We start from the raw sequence: 3,661 nt of genomic DNA, 5'->3' as shown, positions 1-3,661 counted from the left end.
GGCGCGTACGCCCGCGCGCGCCTCCCCGCCACCCGGGCCCCGCACGCCAGCAGCCCCCCGGCCGCCCGGCGGGCCACTCGCCGTTTCCGGCTCACCAGGCGCGGCAGCGCCCCGGGCTCACAGGAACGTGCGGCCCTCACCCCGGTACGTGGGCACCGTCCCCACCACCCGGTCACCGTCGACGAGCGCCAGCGACGCGAACCGCTCGCACAGCTCGCCCGCCTTCGCGTGCCGGAACCACACCTTGTCGCCGACCAGCAGGTCATCGGCCGGCTGCCCGGTCAGCGGCGTCTGCACCTCGCCCGCGCCCTCGCGCGCGTCCAGCCGCAGGCCCGCCGGAAGGTAGGGCTGCGGCAGCCGGTCCCGGCCCGCCGCGCCCGACGCCGGGTACCCGCCGCCCAGCACGGTCACCACACCCACCCCCGGGCGGCGCACCACCGGCAGCGCGAACAGCGCCGCCGGCCGGCCCCGGAAGGAGCGGTAGCCGTCGAACAGCCGGGGCACGAACAGCCCCGAACCGGCGGCGACCTCCGTCACCGCCTCCTCGGCCGCGGTGTGCTGCACGCTGCCCGTCCCGCCGCCGTTGACGAACTCCAGGTCGGCCACCGCCCGCACGGCCCGCACGGCCTCGGCCCGGCGCACCGCCAGCTCCCTGCGGGACACCGCCTGCACCGCCCGCACGGCCCGCGACCGCACCGGCCGACCCGCCACCGCATCGCCCACGCCCGCCACATGCGCCTCGTACGCCATCAGCCCGACCAGCCGGAAACCGGGACGGCGGGCCACCGTCCGCGCCAGCTCCGCGAGCCGCGCCGGATCGCGCAGCGGCGACCGCAGCGCCCCGAACCGCACCCGCCCGCCCAGCAGCGACAGCGAGGTGTCCAACTCCAGGCACACCCGCACCGTTTCGCGCCCGGCCCGGGCCGCGTCGACCAGCGCCAGCTGGGCCGGGTCGTCCACCATCACCGTGACGGCCTCCGCGAGCTTCGGATCCGACGTCAGCTCGGCGAACCCCGCCCGGTCGGCCGACGGGTACGCCACCAGGACGTCCCGGATCCCCGAACGCGCCAGCCACAGAGCCTCGGCGAGCGTGTAGCCCATCACGCCGGAGAACCCGTCCCGCTCCAGCACCCGCTCCAACAGCGCCCGGCAGCGCACCGACTTGCTAGCCACCCGGACGGGCTTGCCCCGCGCCCGCCGCACCAGGTCCCGGGCGTTCGCGTCGAACGCCCGGAGATCGACCACCGCCAGCGGGGCGTCCAGGGCGGCGGTGGCCCGCTCGTAACGGGCCCGGTCAGCGGCGGCAGATGACATGCGCCGCAGCCTGCCAGAGGCGGGCCCGGGCCCGGTAGGGGCCGGACGCGGACGAAATGGCCGAGCCCGCCGCCCGCCCCGTAGAGTGGCGACACGCCGTGGGCCGGGAGCCGGTGGCGGGATGTCCGGAATCGAACCGGCCTGCCCCGAAAGGCGATCGGCCGTGGCGAGGCGAGCCGGCTCGCGAGGGGGAGCGCAGTTGAGCACCGAGACGGACCCCATGCCGCGGCTCGTCTCCGTACCCCTGCCCGCCGCCGCGCCCACCCCGCCGCCGCGCCCCGCCGAACCCCCGGCCCCCGCCGGTCCGCCCCGTCGCGGACCCGTGCGCACCGCCGCGGCCGCCGTCTGCCTCGTCCTCGGCACCGGGCTCATCGGCGGCGCCGCCGCCGGAAGTTGGCTCGGCGCCGCACCGGGGGAGCGCTCCGCGGCGGAACGGACCTTCACCCAGGGCCGCAACATCTGGCGGTCGGTGCCCGTGGACGACCTGTTCCCCCGCACCGTGCACGCCGACGCGGCGGGCCCCGGCGGCGCGGCCCGCGACTGGACCCGCGTCGCGGTCGCCCCCGACAGCGACTGCGCGGGCGCCTTCGATCCCCTCCTCGCCGGGGTCCTCGCCCCCGCGGGCTGCGAGCGCCTGATCCGGGCCACCTACACCGACGCCACCTCCACCAGCGTCACCACCGTCGGCCTGCTCGTCACGGCCACCGACGGCGCGGGCATGCGGGCCCTACGCAAGCGGTTCGCCGCCGAACGCCTCGACGAGAGGCCCGACCTGATGCCCCGCCCGTACGCGCGTCCCGGCACCGCCGCCGCACACTTCGGCGACGCCCAGCGCGCCAGCTGGCGCATCACCGTCCTCACCGACCTGCCCGCCGTCGTCTTCGCCGTCACCGGCTTCGCGGACGCCCGCACCGGCACACCCCCGCAGCCTGCCGCCCGCGCCACCGACCCGCGCGCCACCACCGCCCCCGCCCAGGCCGGCCTCGGCCACGACGCGGCCGCCCTCGCCGACCGCCTCGACCAGGGCCTCCACCAGGCGCTCCGCCGGGCGGCACGGGAGGCCGCGCGATGACGGCACCCCGCCGCACGGCCGCGCTCGCCCTCGCCGTGGCCGTCACCCTCCTGCCCGCCGCACCCGCCCGCGCCGACTCCATCCGCGTCCAGGAGTGGGCGCTCGACGCCCTCCACACCGAGGACGCCTGGCGCACCACCAAGGGCGCCGGCATAACCGTCGCCGTCCTCGACACCGGCGTCGACGACAGCCACCCCGACCTCCGCGGCCAGGTCCTCCCCGGCAAGGACCTCATCGGCTTCGGCGCCGGCCCCGGGGACCGTGCCTGGGCCCGGCACGGCACCGCGATGGCCGGCATCATCGCCGGCCGGGGCCACGGGGACGGCGCCGCCGACGGGGTCCTCGGGGTCGCCCCCGAAGCGAAGGTCCTTCCCGTCCGCGTCATCCTCGAGGACGGCGACCCCGCCCGGTCCCGGGCCCGCGGCGCCCGGGGCTCCGCCCTCGCCGACGGCATCCGCTGGGCCGCCGACCACGGCGCCGACGTCATCAACCTCTCCCTCGGCGACGACAGCGACACCGCCCGGCCCCAGCCCCGCGAGGACGCCGCCGTCCAGTACGCCCTCGCCAAGGGCGCCGTGGTCGTCGCCTCCGCGGGCAACGGCGGCGAGCACGGCGACCACGTCTCCTACCCCGCCGCCTACCCCGGCGTGATCGCCGCCACCGCCGTGGACCGCTACGGCAACCGCGCCCCCTTCTCCACCCGCCGCTGGTACGCCACCGTCGCCGCGCCCGGCGTCGACGTGGTGATCGCCGACCCCGACCGCCGCTACTACGAGGGCTGGGGGACGAGCGCGGCGGCGGCCTTCGTCTCGGGAGCGGTGGCGCTCGTCCGCGCGGCCCACCCGGGCCTGAGCCCGGCCCAGATCCGCGACCTCCTGAGGACGTCGGCGCGCGACGCGCCGCCGGGGGGCCGGAACGACGCGCTGGGAGCGGGCTTGGTCGACCCCGCCGCGGCGATTTCCCTGGGCGCCGGCCTTTCCCCGACGCCGGGCCCCCGGGTGGAGCCCGCGCCCCGCTATTTCGGCCGGGGACCGGTCGCTGCGGCGCGGCGCCCCGTGGGGGTGATGGCGTGGGGGGCGGGTGTGCTGGGGGCCGGGTTTCTGGGGGTGGCCGGGACGCTGTGGCGTCGGCGTCGGTCTTAGTGCGGGGGGCGTTGTCGTTGTGCGGCGCCGTTTCCCGCTGCGCGGGGGCGTGTCCGCTGCGCGGGGCTGTCAATGTGCGGGGGTGGGCCTCCGCGGGCCTGTTGTCGGGGCTGCTTCGCTTTACGCCCCGACA

At 78.3% G+C, this 3,661-nt stretch carries 3 protein-coding genes; 2 read left to right on the top strand and 1 reads right to left on the bottom strand.

The genetic code is table 11. The annotated features are described in order from the left end of the window. Window positions 1-117: 117 nt before the first annotated feature. Complete coding sequence (locus ABZ951_RS33595) at window positions 118-1,314, bottom strand: amino acid deaminase/aldolase (RefSeq protein ID WP_344097695.1); 1,197 nt, start codon at window positions 1,312-1,314, stop codon at window positions 118-120. A gap of 199 nt (window positions 1,315-1,513) precedes the next feature. On the opposite strand from ABZ951_RS33595, the gene ABZ951_RS33590 reads away from it, so the two are divergent. Both ABZ951_RS33590 and mycP read left to right on the top strand, forming a co-directional pair. After that, window positions 1,514-2,386: a hypothetical protein gene (locus tag ABZ951_RS33590; protein WP_344097693.1), complete on the top strand. Its 873-nt coding sequence runs from the start codon at window positions 1,514-1,516 to the stop codon at window positions 2,384-2,386. After that, window positions 2,383-3,528 (top strand): type VII secretion-associated serine protease mycosin, encoded by a 1,146-nt coding sequence (mycP, locus tag ABZ951_RS33585; RefSeq protein WP_361281745.1) that lies wholly within the window; start codon window positions 2,383-2,385, stop codon window positions 3,526-3,528. Before ABZ951_RS33590 ends, mycP begins: the two co-directional genes overlap by 4 nt. Window positions 3,529-3,661: the final 133 nt, after the last annotated feature.

It is taken from the genome of Streptomyces sp. NPDC046215 (genome assembly GCF_040646215.1).
Taxonomy (GTDB): Bacteria; Actinomycetota; Actinomycetes; order Streptomycetales; family Streptomycetaceae; genus Streptomyces; species Streptomyces stramineus.
The sequence above is the reverse complement of the archived record's forward strand: the minus strand, read 5'-3'. Positions and strand labels throughout refer to the sequence as shown.

Coding starts and splice junctions, on each gene's coding strand:
- ABZ951_RS33595 (WP_344097695.1), bottom strand. CDS start 1,314: ATGTCATCTGCCGCCGCTGACCGGGCCCGTTACGAGCGGGCCACCGCC.
- mycP (WP_361281745.1), top strand. CDS start 2,383: ATGACGGCACCCCGCCGCACGGCCGCGCTCGCCCTCGCCGTGGCCGTC.